The 23,036-nt window shown below is 35.3% G+C and carries 18 protein-coding genes; 12 read left to right on the top strand and 6 right to left on the bottom strand.

Annotation, left to right across the window (positions count from 1 at the left end; all coding sequences use genetic code 11):
- Positions 1-56: 56 nt before the first annotated feature.
- The 3 genes from HNS38_RS09130 to HNS38_RS09120 all read right to left on the bottom strand — a co-directional run bounded on the left by HNS38_RS09130 (position 57) and on the right by HNS38_RS09120 (position 3,106).
- Positions 57-1,064, bottom strand: coding sequence for a DUF4249 family protein (locus HNS38_RS09130; protein WP_172346335.1), 1,008 nt, complete (start codon positions 1,062-1,064; stop codon positions 57-59).
- Positions 1,065-1,068: 4 nt separating this feature from the next.
- Positions 1,069-2,052 carry a DUF4249 family protein gene (locus HNS38_RS09125; protein ID WP_172281369.1) on the bottom strand — a complete coding sequence of 328 codons (984 nt, stop codon included), beginning with the start codon at positions 2,050-2,052 and terminating at the stop codon, positions 1,069-1,071.
- Positions 2,053-2,164: 112 nt separating this feature from the next.
- The gene (locus HNS38_RS09120; RefSeq protein WP_172281371.1) at positions 2,165-3,106 is read right to left on the bottom strand and encodes a phosphoribosylaminoimidazolesuccinocarboxamide synthase; all 942 of its coding nucleotides are present in this window, start codon (positions 3,104-3,106) and stop codon (positions 2,165-2,167) included.
- 247 nt (positions 3,107-3,353) lie between these two features.
- Here HNS38_RS09120 and HNS38_RS09115 point away from each other — a divergent pair, with 247 nt between their 5' ends.
- The 3 genes from HNS38_RS09115 (at position 3,354) to HNS38_RS09105 (ending at position 7,547) form a co-directional block, all read left to right on the top strand.
- A complete protein-coding gene (locus tag HNS38_RS09115; RefSeq protein WP_172281373.1) occupies positions 3,354-5,204 on the top strand; it encodes a DNA topoisomerase IV subunit B in 1,851 nt (616 codons plus the stop codon).
- Positions 5,205-5,478: 274 nt separating this feature from the next.
- Positions 5,479-6,582, top strand: coding sequence for a diphosphomevalonate decarboxylase (gene mvaD / locus HNS38_RS09110; protein WP_172281375.1), 1,104 nt, complete (start codon positions 5,479-5,481; stop codon positions 6,580-6,582).
- Positions 6,582-7,547, top strand: coding sequence for a mevalonate kinase (locus HNS38_RS09105; RefSeq protein WP_172281377.1), 966 nt, complete (start codon positions 6,582-6,584; stop codon positions 7,545-7,547). Before mvaD ends, HNS38_RS09105 begins: the two co-directional genes overlap by 1 nt.
- A 120-nt stretch (positions 7,548-7,667) precedes the next feature.
- Here HNS38_RS09105 and HNS38_RS09100 read toward each other — a convergent pair whose 3' ends face one another.
- A complete protein-coding gene (locus HNS38_RS09100; RefSeq protein WP_172346334.1) occupies positions 7,668-8,540 on the bottom strand; it encodes an AraC family transcriptional regulator in 873 nt (290 codons plus the stop codon).
- A 310-nt stretch (positions 8,541-8,850) separates the two neighbouring features.
- Between HNS38_RS09100 and HNS38_RS09095 the strand changes: the two genes are divergently transcribed.
- The gene (locus HNS38_RS09095) at positions 8,851-9,441 is read left to right on the top strand and encodes a hypothetical protein (RefSeq protein ID WP_172346333.1); all 591 of its coding nucleotides are present in this window, start codon (positions 8,851-8,853) and stop codon (positions 9,439-9,441) included.
- Positions 9,442-9,690: 249 nt separating this feature from the next.
- Positions 9,691-11,331, top strand: a complete 1,641-nt coding sequence (locus HNS38_RS09090; protein WP_172281383.1) for a tetratricopeptide repeat protein — start codon at positions 9,691-9,693, stop codon at positions 11,329-11,331.
- A gap of 149 nt (positions 11,332-11,480) precedes the next feature.
- On the opposite strand, the gene HNS38_RS09085 is transcribed toward HNS38_RS09090, so the two are convergent.
- Positions 11,481-13,532 (bottom strand): M13 family metallopeptidase, encoded by a 2,052-nt coding sequence (locus tag HNS38_RS09085; RefSeq protein ID WP_216663680.1) that lies wholly within the window; start codon positions 13,530-13,532, stop codon positions 11,481-11,483.
- Between the two features lie 66 nt (positions 13,533-13,598).
- Positions 13,599-15,452: a DNA polymerase III subunit gamma/tau gene (locus tag HNS38_RS09080; RefSeq protein WP_172281385.1), complete on the bottom strand. Its 1,854-nt coding sequence runs from the start codon at positions 15,450-15,452 to the stop codon at positions 13,599-13,601.
- Positions 15,453-15,870: 418 nt separating this feature from the next.
- Here HNS38_RS09080 and atpB point away from each other — a divergent pair, with 418 nt between their 5' ends.
- From atpB to HNS38_RS09045, 7 genes are all read left to right on the top strand, one after another.
- Positions 15,871-17,067 (top strand): F0F1 ATP synthase subunit A, encoded by a 1,197-nt coding sequence (gene atpB, locus HNS38_RS09075; RefSeq protein WP_253939371.1) that lies wholly within the window; start codon positions 15,871-15,873, stop codon positions 17,065-17,067.
- A gap of 40 nt (positions 17,068-17,107) precedes the next feature.
- Positions 17,108-17,368: an ATP synthase F0 subunit C gene (gene atpE / locus HNS38_RS09070; protein WP_172281389.1), complete on the top strand. Its 261-nt coding sequence runs from the start codon at positions 17,108-17,110 to the stop codon at positions 17,366-17,368.
- 79 nt (positions 17,369-17,447) lie between these two features.
- Positions 17,448-17,948: a F0F1 ATP synthase subunit B gene (atpF, locus tag HNS38_RS09065; protein ID WP_172281391.1), complete on the top strand. Its 501-nt coding sequence runs from the start codon at positions 17,448-17,450 to the stop codon at positions 17,946-17,948.
- 6 nt (positions 17,949-17,954) lie between these two features.
- Positions 17,955-18,512: an ATP synthase F1 subunit delta gene (gene atpH / locus HNS38_RS09060; protein ID WP_172346332.1), complete on the top strand. Its 558-nt coding sequence runs from the start codon at positions 17,955-17,957 to the stop codon at positions 18,510-18,512.
- 32 nt (positions 18,513-18,544) lie between these two features.
- Entirely contained in the window at positions 18,545-20,125 is a 1,581-nt protein-coding gene (gene atpA / locus HNS38_RS09055) for a F0F1 ATP synthase subunit alpha (RefSeq protein WP_172281395.1), read from the top strand.
- A 22-nt stretch (positions 20,126-20,147) separates the two neighbouring features.
- Positions 20,148-21,029, top strand: coding sequence for an ATP synthase F1 subunit gamma (gene atpG, locus HNS38_RS09050; RefSeq protein WP_172281397.1), 882 nt, complete (start codon positions 20,148-20,150; stop codon positions 21,027-21,029).
- A 141-nt stretch (positions 21,030-21,170) separates the two neighbouring features.
- Positions 21,171-22,817 carry a hypothetical protein gene (locus tag HNS38_RS09045; RefSeq protein ID WP_172281399.1) on the top strand — a complete coding sequence of 549 codons (1,647 nt, stop codon included), beginning with the start codon at positions 21,171-21,173 and terminating at the stop codon, positions 22,815-22,817.
- The last annotated feature ends 219 nt before the right edge of the window (positions 22,818-23,036 follow it).

Below are 23,036 nucleotides of genomic sequence, written 5' to 3'. Positions count from 1 at the left end.
TAACGTGAAAAAGGATGATTTGGTTGCCACGATCGGGTTGTTAATTTATTAGATCATTAATTATTATCCTCATAATCCTCTATGCTCCCTTTAAAATTAAGACCTTCAATATTTTTGATCCTAGTTTTAGCTCTATTATCGTATTGAAATACTTTAGTTTTGATGGCGCGACAAGCGAATAATCCATAGCCATTCTCAATATTACTGTATGTTTTACGATACATAATGATAGAATAATCAGAACTGGTTGATTGCTGATAAGCCATGAAGTCTTCATTTGCAGTGTTGACGCTAAGTTCCATTTCATCCGACCAATACCTTTCAAGTGTTGTGCTTGATGGGATGCCGTTAGATACAGCAGCAAGCAAAGCATCTATGTTATAAGTAATACTCAACCTTTCGGTTCCATCTGTTGTTAAGGCAATTTGCTCTTCAAGATAATAATCGATATGCTTATAAATACAACTTTCAGGGATTTGTGGGTCCACTTCCATATAGTATAGTCTCATCGCCACTTGGTATAACCTTGTGTTTTGAATGGTGTTGAAGTTGATAAAAAGCTTTTCAGGGATGCTTGTGTCAAAGGATATATAATTAGTTGGAGATATTATTTTAAGTCTAGATGCATCGTATATCATTATTTCTGAAGTGGCATATTCATTGGTTTTTGGGTTTTTAATGACCAGTTTGATAGGGTCTAGATTTTCAAATTTACCTTTAGTTACAGCGTAATACACCTGCATTTTGGGTGCATAGAATATCCCTCCCTTTTTATTGAATATGGTTATGGTGTCGAATATAATTTCAGTGTTTTCTTTTTCTATTCTTACATCTAGTTTGTAAGGGAATAAATTGGAGTCTGCAATTTGAGCAGATTCATACATGTCCCCATAGGTTAGGAAAGCCTTTTCAATTCTAAGATAGGTAATGCTATCTTCAATGTTTATCAAGCCATAAGCGATGGTGATGTCTTTATAATCCTCAAAGAGTTTGAAATCCTTATTGCAACTTGTTGTTAAGAAGAATATTGATATTACAATGGTAAAATAGCTAGTGTTTTTCATATCTTTAATCTTTTGGAATGCCTCCAATAAAATTCAAATTTGGTATGTTTCTCAAACGATTAATGGTTCTAAGGTGTAATATGTATTCTCCTCCATTTCCTGACCTTGCAGCAAATATACCATGACCATTTTTTATATTTGAGTATTGGTATTGTTGTAGTTGGTTGCCAATCACTGAATGGTCAGGCTTGTTGGCTTCAAAATAATTTCTAAGAACAATATCTCCTGATGTTATTCTTAGTTCTACATTTCCAAAATATCTATCAAGTACTTCTGTAGGTCCCACTTGTTCCACTACTAAATCGTAAAAAGTCTCTCCCCATTGATAGAACTTTACTTGCTCTCCTCCATCTGAATTTTGAGTAAAATAGGGGTCGAAGGTCCAGTCAATAGAATCATACCTTCTTGAGCTATTGTCTCCAGGGGTTTGTTCCATATAATGAAATCTAAGATCTAATGTGTAATACCTTGTATTGGGTAGGCTTTCAAATTGGATATAATACTGATGCTCAAATGCAATAGATATGACCGGATAAACAAAATCTATTAAATCTCCATCATGTAAAATAGTTGAAGAAGTGGTAAATTCTTTTGTTTTTGGATTGAAGATCTCTAAATATAGGGAGTCAGTGGTGTTGAGTAAATCTTTAGTTACCGCATGATATAATAGCATTTTTGGAGCATAAAATATTCCACCTTCTTTATTGAAGATAGTTATGGTATCAAAAGTAATGGTTTTATTACCCTGTTTGAGTTTTACATCTAATTTATAAGTGAATTGATTGGAGTCTTGAACTTGTGCGTCTTCAAGAATGTTTCCTTCTGAGAAAAAGGCTCTCTCGATACGGATGTAGCTGATACTGTCGCATGGATCAATGAGACCGTATACAATAACTTTCTCTTTGTAATCCTCTAAGAATCTAATTCCTTTACTGCAGGAAGTGCAGAATAATATTGCAAGAAAAATAATATAGAAATAATTTTTCATGAGCCGGTATGGGTTTATGGCAGCTCAAATATAGAAATAATATTGGTATCAAACGTACAGAGGTGAGATTTTGTTTAAAACCTCACCTCTGTTATTGTAAAATGATTAAGCTCTAGGCTAAATAATCGTTGATGTTCTTTTCAACTCTATTCAAAAGCTCGTTAACATCTCCTTTTACGAAATTCTCACCTGTAATCATTTCGTAAAGCTCAATATAACGCTCAGAAACTGATTGAACAAACTCATCAGTCATTTCAGGAATAGCTTGTCCTTCTTGACCTTGGAAACCATTTTCCATTAACCATTCTCTCACAAACTCTTTTGACAATTGTTTTTGGTTTTCACCCTTGTCGAATCTTTCTTGATATCCATCTTTATAGAAATAACGGCTAGAATCTGGAGTGTGAATCTCATCAATTAGATAGATTTCTCCATTTTTCTTTCCGAACTCATATTTAGTATCCACTAAAATCAAGCCTTTTTCATCAGCAATTTCACTACCTCTTTGGAATAATTCAGCAGTATATTTCTCCAATAAAGCGTAATCTTCAGGGCTAACCAATCCTTGTTTTAAGATTTCTTCTTTAGAGATATCTTCGTCATGCAATCCCATATCTGCTTTAGTGGTAGGGGTGATGATAGGACTTGGAAAAGCTTGATGCTCTTTCATACCATCAGGAATGGGGACACCACAAATTTCTCTAGCACCTTTTTTATAGGTTCTCCAACTGCTTCCAGTTAAGTATCCTCTAATGATCATTTCGATTGGAAATGGCTCGCATTTTACGCCTATGGTTACTTGTGGATCGGGAGATGCTGTTTTCCAATTCTGTACGATGTCAGCAGTTGCATCTAAAAACTTAGAAGCAATTTGGTTTAATACTTGACCTTTGTAAGGAATGCCCTTTGGTAATACCACATCGAAGGCCGAAATACGGTCGCTAGCTAGCATCACTAAAATATCTTCGCCAATAGAATATACATCTCTGACTTTGCCTTTGTAAACCTTTGTTTGACCTGGGAAATTGAAATCTGATTGAATGATGGTGTTCATAGTTTTTTTTGCTTGATTTTGTTTTGGCAAAAATAATGGATTCCACTCAAATAATGGTGTTTTTTTTAAAAATCAGAGCGTTAAATTTTAACTAAATATTTTATGGTGTTTGAAGTGGTGTAGCGATTCTTGATTTCCTGTTAAATTTGCTATAAATATTCGTTTTCAACAGATTATGTTTGTAAGTTTTCCTTTTAAAGGATAGCAATATCAATACTTTCCGCTATTTTTGCCTAAATTTTTTGCGATGTCTGAAAACTATAATGAATCTAGTATAAAATCACTCGATTGGAAAGAGCATATCCGACTCAGACCCGGAATGTATATTGGTAAGCTTGGAGATGGTTCTGCCCACGATGATGGTATTTATGTTTTACTTAAGGAAATACTTGATAACTCCATCGATGAATTTGTCATGGGAAATGGTAGGCATATCGAGGTGGAGATACAGGACCGAAAAGTAATGGTTCGTGATCATGGCCGTGGAATTCCTCTAGGAATGGTGAATGCTTGTGTTTCTAAGATTAATACTGGAGCCAAGTATGATAGTAAAGTCTTTAAAAAGGCTGTTGGACTCAATGGTGTTGGAACCAAGGCTGTAAATGCCATGTCTTCTTATTTCGAAGTCCAGTCTATTCGCGAAGGAAAAACGAAAATATCGGTATTTCATCGTGGAGAATTAATTGAAGATAGAGAAATAGAGGATAGTGAAGAAAAACCAGGTACTAAAATTACATTTATCCCAGATACTAATCTATTTGGAAATTTCAGATATATCAGTGACTATATTGAAAAGATGCTCTGGAATTATGCCTACCTCAATAATGGTTTAACCATTAGTTTTAATGGGAGCAAGTTTGTCGCAAAAAATGGGCTCCTAGACCTTTTACAAAATGAATTGGATGCCACTTTATGTTATCCCATTATTCACATGAAATTTGAGGATTTTGAATTTGCTTTTACCCATGCTCGTCAATATGGTGAAGAGTATTATTCTTTTGTAAATGGTCAGCATACCACTCAAGGTGGAACCCACCAAAATGCATTTAGAGAAAGCATAGTAAAAACCATCAGAGAATTTTATAATAAAACTTTTGAGCCAAGCGATATCAGAACTTCAATTGTTGCTGCATTAAGTTTGAAAGTTCAAGAGCCTGTTTTTGAATCGCAGACCAAAACCAAACTGGGGAGCCAGTATATGGAGCCCGATGGGCAAACGGTACGTAATTTTATTAACGATTTGGTGAAGGTTAACTTGGATAACTATCTTCACAAAAACCCAGAAACAGCAGAAGCCCTTCTGAATAAGATTATGCAAAATCAGAAAGAGCGTAAGGAGATGGCTGGTATTAAAAAGCTGGTAAAAGACAGTGCCAAGAAAACCAGTTTGCATAATAAGAAATTGAGAGATTGTAGGGTTCAGTTGAGTAGTAAACACGAACGTCGCCTAGAATCTACTTTGTTTATTACAGAGGGAGATTCGGCGAGTGGTTCAATTACAAAATCCCGTGATGTGAATACTCAAGCGGTTTTTAGTTTGAAAGGAAAGCCATTGAACAGCTACGGTTTGAGTAAGAAGATTGTTTATCAGAATGAAGAATTTAATTTGCTGCAGGCAGCTTTAAATATTGATGAAGACATGGATAATCTACGATATAATAATATCGTAATCGCTACTGATGCCGATGTAGATGGAATGCACATCCGACTCCTTTTACTCACCTTTTTCTTGCAGTTCTATCCTGACCTGATTAAACGTGGTCATCTTTATATCCTGCAGACTCCTCTATTCCGTGTTCGTAATAAAAAGAAAACCTATTATTGCTATTCCGATGAGGAAAGGAAAAAAGCCATAGAGAAGTTGCGAGGAAAACCAGAAATCACTCGATTTAAAGGATTAGGTGAGATTTCTCCTGATGAATTTAAATACTTTATTGGCAATGATATTAGATTAGATCCAGTTATTCTGAAAAAGGATTCTGCGGTAACCAACCTCCTTCAGTTTTATATGGGTAAGAATACTCCTGATCGACAAGAATTTATTATCGACAACTTGAAGGTGGAAGAAAATGAGATTGTGGATGATGCTGTGGCCTAAATAAACTTGTAAAAAAGAAATTAAAAAAGTTCAACTACAAAGGTAAATAAGGAAGGCTCAAAGCTGAATTAGCTTAGGTTTTATTAATTAATCCTTTGTGATGCCCTTTGTGTCCATAGTGGTGAAATTTTGGTCATTGTTCAATAGTCAGATGTTTCTTTGAGAATAAAGATTTATGTTAGCATTAATTCATTTGGAAAATGATAAGAATTTATCTTGGGCTTAAATATTTAATTCTTATTTAAGAAAAATCATTGCCATAAAATCAATATTTTTGCAAAAAAGAAAAGCTTTGAACGACTATTACGAAAATCCAGGCTTGGTTTTGCCAGAGAATATCCAAGAAGGAGAAGTGAAATGGAAAAGCCCTAGCAATATTGCTTTGGTAAAGTATTGGGGGAAATATGGAACACAATTACCCAAAAACGCCAGTTTGAGCATGTGTTTATCCGAATCTTTTACCGAGACATCCATACAATATCAAGTAGCAAAAGGGAAACCTCAGCGTGAATTTTATTTCGAAGGAAAAGCAAATGAAGCCTTTGCCAAACGTATCTGGAAGTTCATCGATTCATTAGACTCCATCTATCCCTATCTCAATCAACTCGATTTACGAATTTATACTCATAATAGCTTTCCGCATTCTGCAGGAATTGCCTCCTCAGCTTCTGCTATGGCTGCTTTGGCTCTTTGTTTGGTCGATATGGAAAGGACTTTCTTTTCTTGCCCTAAGAAAGAAGATGACTTTTTTCATAAGGCCAGTTATTTGGCACGTTTGGGAAGCGGTAGTGCTTCACGTTCCGTTTATGGTGGCTATGCCATTTGGGGAGATGCTAAGTCGATTCAAGAAAACACGGATAATAAATTTGCGGTTCCTTTTTCTGGAAAAGTAGATGCTACATTCGAAAATTTGAGCGATGCTATTTTAATAGTAGACAATGGTCAAAAAGAAGTGAGCTCTAGCCTTGGGCATTCCTTAATGGAAGGACATCCTTATGGCGATGATAGATTAGCTCAGGCAGATCGTCATATGAAAGTCTTGGCTCAAGCCATGGTGGAAGGAGATAAAGAGGCTTTTATTAAAGTTGTGGAAGCAGAGGCCTTGAGTTTGCATGCTTTAATGATGGCTTCCGATCCTTGGTTCATTTTAATGAAACCCGAGACCTTGAAAATTTTGCAATTGATTAAGAATTATAGATCACAAACCCGTCATTTTTTATGCTTTACTTTGGATGCCGGACCCAATGTTCATTTGATCTATGGAAAAAAGGATGAATTGGAGGTGGTTCAATTTATTGAGAAAGAACTCAAACCACTTTGTCATCAACATCAGATTATTTATGATAGTATGGGCAAAGGGCCAGAAAAATTGATCTAATGATACAGAAGAGCAACGTTTTTTACGGAAAGATATTATTGTTTGGGGAGTATGGGGTTATTTTTAATTCCATGGCCTTAACCATCCCTTATTCTCATTTTAAAGGGGAGTTGAGCTTTATTAGCAAATATAAATATACCGATTTTGAATGGGCCAAAGAAAGTAATCGCTCCTTAAAAGAATATGCCAATCATCTGGTAGAACTACAAGAGAATAATGGAGCTGGATGTTTTTTGGATTTGACAAAACTACACCGTGATATTGATAAAGGCATGTATTTTGAAAGCAGTATTCCGCAGGGATATGGAGTAGGAAGTAGTGGCGCTTTGGTGGCCGCTATTTACGATAACTATGCCGAAGAGAAAATAAAAAGCGATAGAAGATTAAGTCCGAAGAGTATTTTCAGATTAAAGGATATTTTCAGTCGAATGGAAGCTTTCTTCCATGGCAAGTCTTCCGGACTCGACCCTCTCAACTGCTATATCCAATATCCACTGCTTATTCAATCCAATAACGAAATAGAAACCGTTGCCATCCCCCGAAATAAGTTTAATAAGGATGGAGCTATCTTTTTAATCAATAGTGGTAAGCCAGGTAAAACAGCCCCTTTGGTGAAACATTTTTTGGAGAATTATAAAGAGGAAGATTTTAAGAGGATGGTAAATGAGGAGTTTATCCCTACAAATAATGAATGCATCGAAAGTTTATTAGCTGGTAGAGGAAATGAGTTCTTTGAGTCCTTGAGTAAATTGAGCCATATAGAGTTCGACCATTTTCAAAGAATGATACCCGAATCGATTAGTCAAGTTTGGTCACATGGCTTAAATTCAGGTGATTACAGTATGAAGCTCTGTGGCTCCGGTGGCGGAGGGTTTATGTTAGGTTTTGCCCAAGATTATGACAAAGCCCGTCAAAGCCTTGCCGATAGGGGTGTGGAGATGATTCCTGTTTATCGGAATTCTTAGGGTAAATGTGTATTGTTGTATGGCCACGATGGCACAAGGAGATGAAATTGTGCAATTGACCTCGGTCCTTATTCAATCATTCACCCATTCACCCATTCAATCATTATTTCATTACCTAATCTACTGCACCACCAACTTTGTCTCCTTGCGATATTGCGATGCACTAGTTCCAGTAAACTCCTTAAATAGTTTATTGAAATGGGAAAAGTTATTAAAGCCACATTCATAGCTGATATCGGTAATGCTACTGTTGCTTTCTAATAATAACTTAGTCGCATGAACAATTCGGTATTCATTCACCAGCTTGGTGAAGGTTTTTCCGGTTGTCTTTTTAAAATAGCGACAAAAAGCAGGGACAGTCATGCTGGCCTTATTAGCAATTTCACCTAGGCTAATTGGCCTTTCAAAATTTTTATTAATATGCTTATAGATAAGGTCGATTTTATTGCTGTCCTGTGGGCTAATCTCAAGTGTATAGCCATCGGCATTTAAAATGGTATAATCTTTAGAGGAGGTGAGTTCGCTTAGTATTTCTAAAAGTAAGATAATTCTCTTTAAACCTTCAGATTTATAAAGCTCCTCAAACATTGGGCCTACTATTTTTTTAGTCTCTCTATGAAACTTCACCCCCTTTTTGGCTCTTTCCAATAAAATATTAATCGATTTCATTTCGGGAAGGCTTAAAAAGTGTTCTCCAAAAAAATCGGGCTTAAATTGTACTATGGTTTCCGATCCTTTAGTTGTTAGTCTATCGCTAAAACCATGGTGAGGTAAATTAGCACCTAATAATAAGAGCTGGCTGCGGTTAAAATAAGAGAGGTGATTACCTATATGTACTTTTCCTTGTCCTTTGTTTATATAAACAAGTTCAACTTCTGGGTGAATATGCCAAGAGGCTTGATTCACCATGTCATGACCAGAGTGTTGTAGTACTTTTAGAGAGCTTCCAAAGCCAGTGTTGATATGCTCTAATGCTGGTTTCTGTGTATTCATATTCTATTAATTCTTATTCAAAGATAAAGCAATTATCGTAGATTAAATATGCAAATTTAACCATAAAGTGTACTATATTAACATTAATAATTATTTAACATTAAAGTAGGGTTAAAATAGCAAATATATTGGTCAATATTGATGCATTCTAAATAAGAAAACGGTCCTACATTTGCCTCGTTATAAATTATTAATTAAAAAGAAAACGATCATGAAACAAGCATGATAAAAATAATTATTAAATATATATTCCAATGATTATTTTTCATCCTGCGGTTCCATTTGACATTAAAAACTAAAAAAGTAACAAATGAAAAACGTAATGAAACAAAGTCTAGTAATTCTAGCACTATTTACAGCCTTGTATACTTATGCGGGCGAAGTAATTACATTTTCAAGCAATGATGTAAATGCTAAGAGTTTGGTTAAAATCCAACAAATTAGTGAGGGAACTCATTTTTCTATCAAAGATGAAGATGGTATTACGCTCTATCAAGAGACCATAAATAATAGCGGTATAGTTTCAAAATTATTGGATTTCAGCACGCTTCCAGATGCGGACTATTATTTTGAGTTGGATAGCGAAGAGAAAATTAAAGTGATTCCATTCTCAGTGAATAAAAGTGTAGCCGAGTTTGTAGCTGCTGAAGAGTATAGTATTGTTAAGCCTAAAATTGTGGTGAATGATCAGTTGGTGCATATTAGTAATGATGCCTTAGAAAATCAAAAGGTAGATGTTAAAGTCTATTATGAGAATGATGATTTGGCCTTTAGGGAGTTATTACAGGATGCAAAGGCTATTAACAGAACTTATGATTTCTCAAGTAGTTTGAAAGGTAATTATACTATAGTATTAACTAAAGAGGGAAGAACCTTTGTTGACAATATTTATATTCCTTAAGAAAAATAACATACGATTTGTTTTGATGGAAAACTGGGGCTTCGGCTCTGGTTTTTTTTGTGCCAGTATATTTGCACTATATACTAGATATCCATATAGATAACTCTTTTCTCGGGAGTAATTTTGATAGGAATTGGAAAATAGTGAATGTTAATTTTTAGCATCAATTTGTTATTTTTAAGGTGTTGAAAAACATTGAAATATATATTTGTTTGATATAAACAGATATATATTCTTTAATCATAAACTATGAGGCTTCGTGTTGGTTTTTTCCTAATTCATTTTCTTTTTCTTTCATTTATTGTTAATGCATCACAAATTGATTCCTTAAAACTGGAGTTAAATCCAGAAAACAAGGATACCACCTATGTGAAACTTCTCTTACAGATAGCTGATCAAATGTATGTGATGAGTACAGATAGTATGCATGCCTATAGTCTTTCAGCTTATGACATTACTAAAGAGAATATGAATCATGCAAAAAACAAAACCGAAGAAAAAGCTTACCATGCTATGATGGCTTTGGCGATTAGTAATATTGGAAGCTATTATAATGATATGGGTAAAATCGATACTGCACTACATTTATATGTTAATGCCAATGAAATACTTGAAGAATTAGGTGACAAGGAAGGAATGGGGATAACGCTAAATAATATTGGTTTTATTTATAATAATTTTAAGGTGGATATTCCAAAAGCTATAGACTATTATGAGCAAAGTTTGGCTTGTTTTGAAGAAATTAATTTAGATTATGGGAAGGCGGCCATCTTAAATAACCTGGCATATATTTATGATAATCAAGGAGATTATAAAAAGGCCTTAGACTATTATTTTAAAGCATTGGCTATCAGGGAAAAGAATAATAATAAAAATGGTAGGGCAGAAGTATTGAATAATATTGGAGCTGCTTATCAAGATTTGGGAGATGATGAATTGGCTTTCGAAAATTACACTAAAAGTCTAAAGTTAAAGGAAGAAATAAAAGATAGTGTGGGAATGGGCTATTCTTATAATAATATTGCCTCCATTTATATGGACATGAATGATTATGAAAAGGCATTGGAAACTCATTTGCTAGCTCTGAAAATAAGAAATAGGATGGGGAATCCTCGGCAGATGGCTGAGTCTTATGGTAATGTTGGGCTGGTATTAACACTTATGGGCAATTATAGCGAAGCGGAAACTAATCTTAAAAAATCTTCAGAATTGTATAGTGGACTAGGCGTAAAAGATGGAGAAGGTTATACTATTCATAATTTAGGTCTGAATTACTATAAAGAGGAGGATTATCAAAATGCCTTGTCTTGTGGTAGAACAGCTTATGGTATTGCCTCAGAACTGGGTTATAAAAAGAATTTACGGGATGCGTCTCATTTATTATATTCTATTTTTAAAACACAAAATCAGATGGATAGCGCATTGGTTTATTTCGAGATTTACCATGAGATGATGGATAGCATTAAGAGTAGTGATAATATCAAAGCTAGTGTAAGGATGCAGACTAGGTATGAAATAGCTCAGGAGAATTTAATAAAGGAACAGCTTCTGAAAGAAGAAGAAAAGATTGCACAAGAGGAAAAGAGCAGAAGAAATAGTATTCAATATACATTGATATTTATAGCCCTTTTGATACTAGCTGCTGCTATTCTTGTTATGGGCATCATACACGTTTCTGAGAAACAAGCGCAAGGATTGATATTTCTCACCTTCTTACTTTTTTTTGAATTCCTTTTGGTCGCTCTTGACCCTTGGGTTGATATGTATTCTGGTGGAGCTCCTGCCATTAAATTAGGATTTAATGTTATCATTGCTGCATTAATATTTCCTGCTCATCAATATTTTGAAGGGGTGATTCATCGTAGGGTAATTAGAAAGATAAAGAAGTAATTTAATAATGATTCACGAGTTCTTGGTTTGTGTAAATCTGAATGATGTTCATTTGTTAAGCTTTGATAAGCACAGTGATAAACTTGTGCTTTTATACAAAAAGGCCCTCCAAAATGGAAGGCCTACTCAAAAATATCTTAATATTTGTTCTACCAAATCACAGCTCTATCTTCTGGAGCTATATACAATTTGTCACCTTCTTTTACACCAAAGGCTTCATAGAAAACATCCATATTGTATAAAGGTACATTTACTCTGGCATCACCAGGAGAGTGTACATCTTCTTTTAATCTACGAGCTAATTCTTTGTCGAGGATGTTGGAACGCCAAACACCAGCATAAGAAAGGAAGAATCTTTGTTGTGGAGTAAATCCATCAATTTTCTCAGTGCTTTTAGCTTGCTCTGTTTCTTGGAATGCTTCCCAAGCAATGTTCAAACCACCGAAGTCAGCAATATTTTCACCTAATGTTAATTGGCCATCAACATGTAAAGTATCCAACTCAACAAAAGCATTGTATTGGTCGATTAGTAATTGTGACTTGGCTTCAAATGCTTTTGCATCAGACTCAGCCCACCAATTATTCAAGTTTCCATCTTTGTCAAAGTTACGTCCTTGGTCATCAAAACCATGTGTCATTTCATGGCCAATAACCACTCCAATAGCACCATAATTTACAGCGTCATCTTCTTCCATAAAAAAGAATGGAGGCTGAAGAATAGCGGCTGGGAAAACTATCTCATTGGCATTAGGACTGTAATAAGCATTCACAGTTTGAGGAGTCATTCCCCATTCGCTTTTGTCGTAAGGTTTGCCAATTTTTGCTAATTCTTCTTTTACTGAGAAAACTCTAGCATTGGTAATATTTGCATAATAATGACCTGCTTCAATATCAAGTTTACTATAATCCATCCATTTATCAGGATATCCAACTTTAACACTAATAGCATTTAATTTAGCATGAGCCAATACTTTTGTACTGTCGCTCATCCACTCTAATTGGTCAATTCTATTACCTAAAGAAACTCTTAGGTTTGCAACTAAGTCAATCATTCTCTCTTTAGCCTGTGGTGGGAAATGCTTTTCAACATATAGTTTGCCAATAGCTTCGCCCATAGAACCACTTGTAGAACCCAAAACTCTTTTCCATCTTGGTCTTTGAGCTTGCTGACCGCTTAATACAGTACCGTAGAAGTCAAAGTCAGCTTTTTCAAAATCAGAGCTTAAATAATTAGCCGATCTGTTAATTTGATTCCAGATTAAATAGTTTTTCCAAGTATCTATTTTTTCTTGATCTACCATTTGGGCAACTTCAGTAATAAAACCGGTCTGACGAACATTGATTTCCTCAAGTTTATCAAAGCCTAAAGTAGAAAAATATTGATCCCAATTGGTTCCTGGAGCCATCTTTTGAAGATCGGTAACAGGCATTTTATTATAAGTTCTGAATGGGTCTCTGTTTTCTAAACGTGTTAAAGAGGCAGTAGCCAAACGAGTTTCGAAGGACATGATTGAAACAGCCATTTTTTGTGCCTCTTTATCAGAATATCCAGCTAGTTTTAGCATGGTAACCATATGGTCCACGTAAGCGGCACGCATTTCGGTACTTTGTGCATCTTCGCTGGTATAATAATCTCTATCTGGTAAGCCTAAGCCACCTTGGTAGAAGTTAGCAATCATCATAGAACTGTTTTGGTCATCTTGTGAACCAAAGAAATAAAATAAAGGGTTGATTCCGCTCAATTGCATTTCGGCAACCAAAGGAAGGATTTCTTCTTTAGATTTTACCGCATTAATTTTGTCAATGGCAGGTTGAATAGGTTTCATTCCTAGTGCATCGATTGCAGTGGTATCCATTCCGCTATTATAAAAATCACCAATTTTTTGAGCAATACTACCCTTTGGAGCGTCTGCTTCAGCAGCTTCCAAAATGAGTGCTTTTAATTGTTTTTGATTTTCGTCAGACAAAACAGTAAAAGAACCATACTGTGTTTTATCATCAGGAACAGGATTGTCTTTTAACCATCCGCCACTTGTGTATTGGAAAAAGTCGTCACCAGGTTTTACGGTGAGATCCATGTTCTTTAGGTCCACAGCTTTAACTGCAGTACTTGTTGTCTTTTTGCTCGTTTCTGAGCTGCAGGAAAACAATATCATTCCTAATGCCAAACTCCATATAGAAGTTTTGAGTGTAAAATTCATCTTTTTTTAATTAAGGTTTAACAATAAATGTGGTTTTACTATTATCTATTGTTTGTTTTGTGATTCTTAAAATTCGATTTCCAATTTTAGTACATCTTTTAGCTTGCGGAGATTAGGATTCTTTTTAGCCATTTGCTCAAACTTTTCCATGGGCCCGTCAGCCTTGAAATTTTCGGTGGCTAAAATACTAGTTTTTATTTTAATCTGGTAATTATTTAATTGGGTGCGCAGTTTCATCAACAGAACTTCTGCATGGCTCATCAAATCTTGCTCTTGGGCTTTGTTATAGAATTTGAATTCTATTTCTTTGTCGTTTATTAGTGCTGGTTTTTCTGAACGTAAAACCGATTTTAGGCTGGGTTGACCTTCCAATTCATTGATAAATGAATTGATAATCTCATCTAGCTTGTCCTTCTCGATAGGTTCGGCTATATGCTCTTTCCCTATCATATAGGCTATTGGATCTTCTTCGGCATCCGCTTCCTTTTTTTCATCATTTAATGAGTAACCCAAATCACGACTGAATCCTCTATTGATTTTTCTTTTTAATGGTTTCGGTTTGTCTTCTTTTGTGGAAGGTTTTGTTGTTGGTCCTGTATTTTCTTGACTGTCTGCTCTTGGTATTGGGCTTGGTTCAATAGCTTTTTCCTCTGTTTTCTGAGGACTTGAAACACTAGTGTTTTCAGGTGAAGGAACATTTGTGTTTATGTTGGGAGAAAGTAGTGTGTCCGCAAAGTCTTGTTTATCAGTTAATAAGCTTTCTGGAACTTCATTTTTTTTTAGGTCAATCCTTTTTTTTTCAGCCCCAGTTTTGTCAAACATGCCAGAGGCCAGTCCGCACATTTGCATCAATCCCAGTTCTAGAAGAAGCCTTTTGTTATTGCTTGTTCTGTAATTGATGTCGCTCTGATTGTTTATCTCAAGACATCGAATGAGGAACCCAGTTTCAAACTGAGGAGCTTGTTGACGGTATTTTTCCTTTATATTATTAGAAGTGTCCATCAAATCTATGGTAGCTTCGTCACGGCTAATCATTAATGATCTTAAGTGTTCGCCCAATCCAATGATAAAGTGTTGTCCATCGAAACCTTTGTCAATAATCTGGTTCAATAATACCAAAGCGCTACTGATATTTCCTTTGAGGATTTCATCGGTGATTTTGAAGAAATAATCTTGGTCTAATACGTGCAGGTTTTCTACCACTTTTTCATAGGTCAGGTGACCTGAAGTAAAGCTCACTAATTGATCAAATATTGAAAGTGCATCCCTTAAAGCACCATCTGCTTTTTCAGCTACCAGGTGAAGTGCATCTTCTTCTGCAGTAACGCCTTCATTTTTGGCCACATAAGCCAAGTGTTTAGCCATATCGCTAATGGTGATTCTGTTGAAGTTGAATACCTGGCAACGAGATAAAATAGTCGGGATAATTTTATGACGCTCGGTAGTTGCTAAAATAAACTTCACATAAGTTGGAGGCTCCTCTAATGTCTTCAAAAAGGCATTGAAAGCTTGGGTAGATAGCATATGAACCTCATCTATGATATAGATTTTGTATTTACCAACCTGAGGAGGGATTCTAACTTGTTCCACCAGTTGACGAATATCATCTACGCTATTATTAGAGGCTGCATCGAGTTCATATATATTAAAGGAAGAATTAGTGGCAAAAGATTTACAAGACTCACACTCGTTACAGGCTTCGGTATTCGCCACATCGAGGTTCATGCAATTAATGGTTTTAGCAAAAATACGTGCAGTTGTTGTTTTACCAACACCTCTAGGCCCAGTAAATAGGTATGCTTGCGCCAAGTGATTGGTGCTAATGGCATTCTTCAAGGTGTTGGTGATGCTTTGTTGCCCCACCACGGTATCGAAGGTTGCTGGTCTGTATTTTCTCGCCGAAACAATAAAATTCTCCATAAGATTGCAAAAATAGGAAAATCTTTGATGAATGGGAGAGATGAGGGGGATAATTTTTATTGCTTTTTTGTTATGATAATTTTCTAGTAAAAATGGCCTTTGAGGAATAGTTATGGCCTTTCCTGGTTTTTGAAAGTGATGCTTGTCCTATAAATTAGGAAATTATAGATACTTTGCACAAAACTATAGCACCCCAATAGCATGATAAAAAAATCAAATGCATGCATATAAAAACAACAAAAAATATAGCTAAATATTTCCAGTTAAAGCCAGAAGGATCGACCCTTTTTTTGTATTTCGGACTTTCTCTACCAAAATCACTGTTTCATGTGATATTTACGAGATTTTTTTGTAAACTTGCACATGTTTAATTAGGCCAGAAAACTGAGATTTGGATTATTTACCTAAAAGAATGATTTTGAAGCATATAAAGTTACTTTTAATTGCCCTGACCATAAGCGGTTTTGCCCTTAAATCAAGCATGGCACATACTGATCATGCCACTGAGCATAAAGAAAATATTCATGAAATTGCCGATGAAGAGGTTTTCGACGCTGGTAAAATGATTATTGAGCACGTCATAGATTCCTATGAATGGCACATTCTAAATTGGGGTCATACCCATGTTTCTGTTCCTCTTCCAATTCTTATTTTCCACGATGGACAGTTGTTGTCATTTATGTCATCTGCTTTTGTAGATCATGAAACACACCATAAAATCCCTGTTTTTTTCGATTCTAACGGAGAGATGATACATGATCTTGAGCATGGTGCTGATGTAGCTTACGCTTTTGCAATTATGCAAGATGGCGGACATAAAGGTAAAATAGCCTATATCGATGCGCAACAGTATTTTGCCAATCACGAAATTATAGAAATTACTGAAGGTGGATTGCCTTGGGATTTTTCTATCACAAAAAATGTCGTAGCCCTTTGGTTCAGTATTATTCTAATGCTGTGGATTTTTGCCAGTGTAGCTAAAAGCTATAAAACTAGAAAAGGAATGGCCCCAAAGGGCATGCAGAGTGTTTTTGAGCCTTTGATTGTTTTTATTCGTGACGATATTGCCAAGTCTTCTATTGGCGAAAAGAAATATGAAAAATACCTTCCATTTTTACTCACTATTTTCTTCTTTATCTTCTTTAATAATCTTTTAGGTTTGATTCCTATCATTCCTGGAGGAGCGAATTTAACAGGAAATATTGCGGTAACTGGAGTTTTAGCAGTATTCACTTTTGTAATTACTACTTTAAGTGCCAATAAAAACTATTGGGTACATATTGTAAATACACCTGGTGTACCATGGTGGTTGAAGTTCCCTATTCCATTGATGCCTATCGTAGAAATCATGGGGGTGTTTACTAAGCCATTCGTATTAATGGTGCGTTTATTTGCTAATATCACAGCTGGTCATATCATCATATTAGGCTTTATGAGCTTGATATTTATTTTCGGTGCTATGACACCAGTAGCTGGATATGGTGTGAGTATTGTCAGTGTTGCTTTTTCTATCTTTATGTCATTACTAGAGTTTTTGGTTGCTTTTATCCAAGCCTATGTATTTACATTATTATCGGCGCTCTATTTTGGAGCTGCTGTAGAAGAGCATCATTAAGAAATAGAATTATATATTACTAATCAATAAATAAACAATTATGTCTTTATTAACCATTTTATTGCAAGCTGTAGCTGACTTCGCTCCTTATGCAAAATTAGGTGCTGGTATTGGTGCTGGTATCGCTGCTATTGGTGCAGGTATCGGAATTGGTCAGATTGGTCGTGGTGCTGTTGAGTCCATTGCCCGTCAACCAGAAGCAGTTGGTGACATTCGTTCAAATATGATTGTTGCTGCCGCCCTTATCGAAGGTGTAGCTTTCTTTGCTATTGTGGTTTGTCTCTTGATTTTATTCTTGTAGTCGAACCCTGGTTCAAGTATCCTGACGGTAGGTCAGGATGCTTGATTTTTTAATTGCTCATTTATAAACAAAAAGATATATGGAATTAGTTAGTCCCGGTTTTGGATTGATATTTTGGATGTTGGTATCCTTCAGCATATTGCTGTTCATCACTTTTAAGTTCATTTGGCCTGCTATTTTAGGAGGATTAAAAGAACGTGAAGAAGAAATTGCCAGTTCTTTAGAGGAAGCTAAAAAAGCTCGTGAAGAAATGAAAGCACTTCAGTCTGATAATCAGGCTTTAATTAAAGAAGCTAAAAATCAGCGTGACGAGATTTTAAAAGAAGCCAAAGCTTTAAAAGACGACATTTTGAAAGAAGCCAAACAGCAAGCTACTTTGGAAGGTCAACAATTGGTAGAAGAATCAAGAAAACGCATTCAGCAAGAGAAGGTGGCTGCTATTACCGAGTTGAAAAACGAAGTAGCAGACTTATCTATCAGTATTGCAGAGAAATTGATTAAGACAGAATTATCTGCCGATACTAAGAAGAAGGATTTGATGGATAAGTTGATTAAAGAAGCTGACAAGCAACTAAACTAAATAGAGATGAATCAAACACGCTTAGCAAACAGATACGCCAAAGCGCTTTTTGAGCTTGCTCTGGAACAGAAAAAGTTGGAAAAAGTTGGTGAAGATATGTTTCTAATTTCTCAAACTATTGCCGAGAATAAAGAGCTAGAAAACATGCTCAAAAGCCCGGTGATTAAGTTGGCGAAAAAGGAAAATGTGATGAATAGCCTTTTTGGTAAAAATACTGATCCCATCAGCCTTCGTTTTATGATGTTGGTGGCAAAAAAGAGTAGAGAAGAATATTTGGCATATTTCGCTAAAGAATTCACCAATATATATAACGATTATAAAGGTCTTATTGATGCATGGGTTTCTACTTCTGGTTCTATCGATAAAGAAGTGAAAGCTGATATCATGGCACTCCTCAAAAAGATTTCTGGTAAAACAGTGGTATTGCATGAGAATGTAAATGCTGATTTATTAGGTGGTTTTATCGTAAAAGTAGGCGACTATCAATACGATGCCAGCACACGTACTTTAATGAGGAAGTTAAAAGAAGATTTTTCGAGAGATCTTTTTGTAGGAAAAGTTTAATTTAGAAGAAATAAAGAAAAAAATATAGAGATATGGCTCAAATCAAACCCGCTGAAGTATCAGCAATATTAAGACAAGAGTTAGCAGGTTTTAAAGATGAAGCACAATTAGAAGAGGTAGGTACTGTTCTCCAAGTAGGAGATGGTATTGCTCGCGTTTATGGTCTTACCAATGCTCAAGCTGGCGAGTTGGTCGAGTTTGAAAAAGGTGGCCTTAAAGGTATTGTATTGAATCTTGAAGAAGATAATGTTGGAATTGTATTATTAGGTGACGCTGATACCATTACAGAAGGTGATACGGTGAAAAGAACCAAATTAATTTCTTCCATCAATGTAGGTGAGGGAATGCTCGGCCGTGTGATTGATACCTTGGGTGCACCAATCGACGGTGCAGGTCCAATTGAAGGGAAAACCTATGAAATGCCTTTGGAACGTAAAGCGCCAGGTGTAATTTATCGTCAGCCTGTAACTGAGCCATTACAAACAGGTATTAAAGCTATTGATGCCATGATCCCTATCGGGCGTGGACAACGTGAGCTAATCATTGGTGACCGTCAAACAGGTAAGTCAACTATTGCAATTGATACCATTATCAATCAAAAAGAGTTTTACGATAGAGGGGAGCCTGTATATTGTATCTATGTAGCTTCTGGACAAAAAGGTTCTACAGTGGCTAATACCATGCAGGTTTTAAAAGAAAAAGGAGCTCTTGCTTATACCGTAATTGTTTCTTCTACGGCCTCTGATCCAGCTGCGATGCAATATTATGCTCCATTTGCTGGTGCTGCCATTGGTGAGTATTTCCGTGATACTGGAAGACCAGCATTAGTGGTTTATGATGATTTATCTAAACAAGCGGTTGCTTATCGTGAAGTATCATTATTATTAAGAAGACCTCCAGGGCGTGAAGCTTATCCTGGTGACGTTTTCTATCTTCACTCAAGATTATTAGAACGTGCTGCTAAGGTGATTGACAATGATAAAATTGCCAGTCAGATGAATGATTTGCCTGCAAGTTTGAAAGATATAGTAAAAGGAGGAGGGTCTTTGACTGCACTTCCTATTATTGAAACGCAAGCTGGTGATGTTTCTGCATATATTCCTACCAACGTGATTTCTATTACTGATGGTCAGATTTTCTTAGAGTCTGATTTGTTTAACTCCGGTATTCGCCCAGCGATTAATGTGGGAGTTTCAGTATCTAGAGTTGGGGGTAATGCTCAAATTAAACCAATGAAAAAAGTGGCGGGTACTTTGAAGTTAGATCAAGCTCAATATCGTGAATTAGAAGCTTTTGCAAAGTTTGGTTCCGATTTGGATGAGGCTACTTTATCCGTATTAGAAAAAGGTAAGAGAAACGTAGAAATCTTAAAACAAAATCTATTCTCTCCAATGAAAGTGGAGCATCAAGTGGCTATCATTTTCTGTGGAACTAAGGGATTATTGAAAGATGTTCCTGTGAATAAGATTTCAGATTTTCAGGCGGATTACATACATCATTTGGAAACCAATCATGCCGATACCTTGAAGACTATTGCTGCTGGAAAATACACCGATGATATTACAAAGGTGTTAACAGACACTGCAGCACTTGTATCAGAGAGATTTAAATAGATATTAAACATAATTCTTCAGCATGCCAAGCTTAAAAGAAGTAAGAACGAGGATAGCCTCTGTAAATTCGACCCAGCAAATTACCAGTGCCATGAAAATGGTGGCCGCAAGTAAGTTGCGTCGGGCTCAGAATGCTATTGTCAATATGCGCCCTTATGCCAATAAGTTGAATGAGATATTGCAAAATGTTTCCTCGAGTGCAAATTCTAGTGAAGATAATGTATATGGTGAGGAGAGAACTTTGAATAAAGTGCTTTTAATTGCCGTTACTTCAAATAGAGGCCTTTGTGGAGCTTTTAATGCTAATATCATTAAGAAAACTCGCCATTTAATGGTAGAGAATTTTAGCGATTTACATCGGAATGGAAACGTGGATGTGATAACCGTTGGAAAGAAAGCCAGTGAAGCTTTTGCAAAATTGGGAGATCGCCATGTGGGTTCTTATGATGATTTCTGGGATGATTTAAAATTTGAAACTATATACCCTTTGGCTGAGGAGCTCTTAAGCAAATTCAAAAAGAAAGAATACGATAGGATTGTAGTGGTTTATAATATGTTCAAGAATGCAGCTACACAATTGGTAACTGCAGAACAGTTATTACCTGTTCTGCAAACAGAGAAAGCAGAAGGTGCAGCAGAATCTAATTACCTTTTTGAGCCTTCAAAAGAAGAAATTTTAGGAAGCTTAATTCCAACGATTTTAAGGATGCAGTTTTATAAAACTTTGCTTGACTCATTTGCCTCAGAACATGGAGCTCGTATGACTTCTATGCAACAAGCTACGGATAATGCTCAGGAGATGTTGCGTGATCTTAAACTCAAATACAATAAAGCGCGTCAGGCTGCCATTACTGGTGAAATTCTGGAAATTGTAGGTGGTGCTGAGGCTTTAAAGAACGCCTAATTAGATAGATTCCTCTTATTGAGGTTTTAGATATATGAGGAGCTGCTTTTGTGAAAAGGTGGCTCTTTTTGTTTTCCTGAATAAATCCCTTAGAATAGGTTGAGCATTATTAACTATATTTGCTTCTATCAAAAAAGGGATATGAAATTTTTATTGAGATTCATTCAGATTATAATTATTGTTGGAAGTGTTTTTGTATCATCTTCTTTTGCCTCAGAAGATTCTAAGGTAGATAGCCTCGCATCTCTATTATTTAAGACAAATAATGAAAAATTAAAGCTTGAACTTTTGTTGGAATTAGCTGATAAAACAAGTTGGACAGATATCAAATCATCTGAGAAATATGCAAGACAAGCGTTAGAATTATCTCGAAAACTAGAGGATATTAAAGGATTGGCCTATTCTAATTTTTGGTTGGCTAAAATATATGGTGATTATGAATTCGATTTAGCTGAGAATCTAATTCTGCAGTCTTTAGAACATGCCATGTCCATACAGGATAGCATTTTAATGGCTAGAGGTTATAATCTATTAGGAAATTTAAAAAGCAATCTAAAGTTCAATGAAGATGCTTTATCCTATTATAATCGTTCTTTAGGTATATTTTTAAGGCATGATCAAGATTCATTGGCAGCAGGAACTTATAATAATCTAGGTATTTCTTATGCTTTCGAATACGGAGATAGCCTTTCTATCAATTATTATCAAAAAGCGGCATCAATTAACATCAATAATAATAATTACCTATGGTTGGCCATAAATTATCTTAATATCGGTAACGATTATCTTCGTTTAGAAAGATTAAGTATGGGTTATGAATATTTGCAAATGAGTATGGAAATTGCAAATGAGCATCAATTTATTAGATTATTTCCTTGGATATATAATAACCTTAGCAATTATTATTTAAAGTCTAAAAATTTTCCAAAAGCTTTAGAATTAGCTAAAGAAGGCTTGAATAGAGCGAAAGATCAATCTAATAGATTGCAAGAACTATATGCCTTAGAACAATTGAAAGAAATCTCTCAGGAAATGTCTGATTTAGCTTCTACCAATTTTTATTTGGAAGATATTATTGAGATTAAAGATTCAATTAGTAAATATAATAGGCTCAAAGAATTGGATCTGTTGGAGATGAGATATAAATTTGAAGAAGAGCAAAAAGCTCAAGTATTAGAGAAAGCACTATTAGAAGCTAAATATTATAGGAAGGAAGTCACTTATCTCTTAATATTATTAATTGCTGGAGTATTTACCTTTACTTTTTTGTCACTCTATATTTTTCAACGAAATAGAAACCGTAGGAAAACTTTAGAACAAAAAAATACATTACTTGAAAAGGAGAAATTATCTAAAAACTTAGAATTTAGAAATAAGGAACTCACTACAAATGTAATGTACTTATTAAAGAAGAACGAGTTTATTTCAAATATATCAAGTAAGCTAAAAAATATAGATATAGATAATTCACAACAAGAGAATGATTATATCAGAAAAATTATTATTGAATTAGATAAAAGTATATCTGATGATAATTGGGAAGATTTTGAGGTCCGGTTTCAAGAAGTACATGTTGGATTCTATAATAGCCTTAGTAATAGTTTTCCTGATCTTACTCCCAATGAATTGCGTTTATGCGCTTTCTTACGATTGAATATGACCACCAAAGAAATAGCTGATATTACTTTCCAATCTGCAGAGAGTATCAAAAAAGCTAGATATCGCCTAAGAAAGAAATTAAATCTAAATAGAGATGATAATTTAGTCACTTTCTTGTCAAAAATGTAATTGTCCACTTTTTATCCCCCTACCCTTAATACCATTGTCCACTTTTTGTCTTCTAAATAAAAATCTGATAAATAGCTCTTTATGTAGTTTTGTGTTCTGATTAATCTACAATACATAATCAAATATTGGGCACTTTATATGGACAAGAAAAAAAATGAAGACTTAGTGGATATACCGGCGTTATTGTGCCAGTCATACCGACGTTATTGTGCCAGTGTG

The organism is Lentimicrobium sp. L6, from assembly GCF_013166655.1.
In the GTDB taxonomy this organism is placed as follows: Bacteria; Bacteroidota; Bacteroidia; order Bacteroidales; family UBA12170; genus UBA12170.
Note: the sequence above shows the minus strand (reverse complement) of the source record. Positions and strands in the feature narration are given on the sequence as shown.

Coding starts and splice junctions, on each gene's coding strand:
- atpE (WP_172281389.1), top strand. CDS start 17,108: ATGTCTTTATTAACCATTTTATTGCAAGCTGTAGCTGACTTCGCTCCT.
- HNS38_RS09095 (WP_172346333.1), top strand. CDS start 8,851: ATGAAAAACGTAATGAAACAAAGTCTAGTAATTCTAGCACTATTTACA.
- HNS38_RS09045 (WP_172281399.1), top strand. CDS start 21,171: ATGAAATTTTTATTGAGATTCATTCAGATTATAATTATTGTTGGAAGT.
- HNS38_RS09090 (WP_172281383.1), top strand. CDS start 9,691: ATGAGGCTTCGTGTTGGTTTTTTCCTAATTCATTTTCTTTTTCTTTCA.
- HNS38_RS09120 (WP_172281371.1), bottom strand. CDS start 3,106: ATGAACACCATCATTCAATCAGATTTCAATTTCCCAGGTCAAACAAAG.
- atpA (WP_172281395.1), top strand. CDS start 18,545: ATGGCTCAAATCAAACCCGCTGAAGTATCAGCAATATTAAGACAAGAG.
- atpF (WP_172281391.1), top strand. CDS start 17,448: ATGGAATTAGTTAGTCCCGGTTTTGGATTGATATTTTGGATGTTGGTA.
- HNS38_RS09125 (WP_172281369.1), bottom strand. CDS start 2,052: ATGAAAAATTATTTCTATATTATTTTTCTTGCAATATTATTCTGCACT.
- atpG (WP_172281397.1), top strand. CDS start 20,148: ATGCCAAGCTTAAAAGAAGTAAGAACGAGGATAGCCTCTGTAAATTCG.
- atpH (WP_172346332.1), top strand. CDS start 17,955: ATGAATCAAACACGCTTAGCAAACAGATACGCCAAAGCGCTTTTTGAG.
- HNS38_RS09080 (WP_172281385.1), bottom strand. CDS start 15,452: ATGGAGAATTTTATTGTTTCGGCGAGAAAATACAGACCAGCAACCTTC.
- HNS38_RS09100 (WP_172346334.1), bottom strand. CDS start 8,540: ATGAATACACAGAAACCAGCATTAGAGCATATCAACACTGGCTTTGGA.
- HNS38_RS09085 (WP_216663680.1), bottom strand. CDS start 13,532: ATGAATTTTACACTCAAAACTTCTATATGGAGTTTGGCATTAGGAATG.
- HNS38_RS09130 (WP_172346335.1), bottom strand. CDS start 1,064: ATGAAAAACACTAGCTATTTTACCATTGTAATATCAATATTCTTCTTA.
- HNS38_RS09105 (WP_172281377.1), top strand. CDS start 6,582: ATGATACAGAAGAGCAACGTTTTTTACGGAAAGATATTATTGTTTGGG.
- HNS38_RS09115 (WP_172281373.1), top strand. CDS start 3,354: ATGTCTGAAAACTATAATGAATCTAGTATAAAATCACTCGATTGGAAA.